This window comes from Mesorhizobium sp. M7A.F.Ca.US.014.04.1.1 (assembly GCF_003998745.1).
GTDB classification, from domain to species: Bacteria; Pseudomonadota; Alphaproteobacteria; order Rhizobiales; family Rhizobiaceae; genus Mesorhizobium; species Mesorhizobium ciceri.
In genome coordinates this window covers 1-720 of record NZ_RZRW01001265.1, presented here as the reverse complement: position 1 = coordinate 720, position 720 = coordinate 1, and the positions used below count along the sequence as shown (strand labels likewise).

1 pseudogene is annotated in these 720 nt (G+C 61.2%); it reads left to right on the top strand.

What is annotated here, in order from left to right:
- Nucleotides 1–118: 118 nt before the first annotated feature.
- Nucleotides 119–720 (top strand): annotated as a pseudogene (locus EOA22_RS35985) (integrase); the annotation flags it as partial.

Sequence of the window (720 nt, the reverse complement as noted above, 5' to 3'; positions counted from 1 at the left end):
AGGGTAAAGTGCCGGTGCGCTTATGGCCATGGCTTTCGCGCAAAAACGCACAGCCTGTCGTGCAGATATAATGAATGATAATGTTGCATTATCGTTCGTTACAAGCCATGCTAGCAGAATGGCCCCTATCGTCGACCTGAGCCGCGAAAATCGTCCTGAGGACAGCTCAGTGCCGTCCCACAGCACGACCGCGATCGCCAGCACCTCCCCTCCCTCGCCTCCAGCCGACGACTTGCCTGATATTGTCGATATCGTCATGGAAATGGCGCAGGCACCCTGCGAGCCGCAAAACGCCCCTCCCCTGCCGGCGCACCTGGAAGGGCTCGCCGAGCGCGCGCGCGATTACGTCGAGGCAGCAAGCTCGGCGAACACCCGGCGCGCCTACGCCGCCGATTGGAAGCATTTTTGCGCCTGGGCGCGCCGCCAGCATCTCGATGTGTTGCCGCCCGACCCGCAGGTCGTTGGCCTTTACATCACGGCCTGCGCGTCCGGTAAGGTGACGGGCGACAAGAAGCCGAACGCCGTCTCGACCATCGAGCGACGTCTCTCCTCGATGACCTGGAATTTTTCTCAGCGTGGCCAGCCATTGGACAGGAAGGACCGGCATATCGCCACTGTGCTGGCCGGCATTCGCAACACCCACGCCTCCCCTCCCCGGCAAAAGGAAGCCATTCTGACTGAAGACCTGATTGCCATGCTCGAGACCCTTGACCGTGGAAC